Annotated in this window: 1 protein-coding gene; it reads right to left on the bottom strand. The window is 66.1% G+C overall.

Going from position 1 to position 431, the window contains the following annotated elements; translation table 11 throughout:
- The coding region (locus FLP08_RS17095; protein ID WP_500681184.1) for a biotin/lipoyl-containing protein at positions 1-431 on the bottom strand (431 nt) is incomplete at both ends.

Here is a 431-nt window from a genome sequence, read left to right as displayed (position 1 = left end):
TCGTCACCGACCTTGATCGAGACGCTTTCCACCACGCCGGAGGCCGGCGAGGGGATCTCCATGCTGGCCTTGTCGGATTCCAGGGTGATCAGCGACTGGTCGGCCTCGACCGTGTCGCCGGCCTTGACCATCACTTCGATGACGTTGGCCTTGCCGGCCGAGCCGATGTCCGGGACCTTGACGTCCTGGACGCTGGCCGCGGCGGGGGCGGCCGGCTTGCTCTCGCTCGGGGCGGGAGCAGGCGCTTCGGCTTTCGGCGCTTCCGGTTGGGCGGGCGCTGCCTCGGCCTTGGCTTCGGCAGGCTGTTCGCCGCCTTCCACTTCCAGCTCGAGGATTTCGTCACCTTCTTTCAAGGTGTCGCCGACCTTCGCCTTGATGCTTTTCACTACCCCGGCCTTGGGACTGGGGATTTCCATGCTGGCCTTGTCGGA

The sequence above is a fragment of the Christiangramia aestuarii genome (assembly GCF_009735585.1).
GTDB classification, from domain to species: domain Bacteria; phylum Bacteroidota; class Bacteroidia; order Flavobacteriales; family Flavobacteriaceae; genus Christiangramia; species Christiangramia aestuarii.
This window is presented reverse-complemented; position numbering and strand designations above follow the sequence as displayed.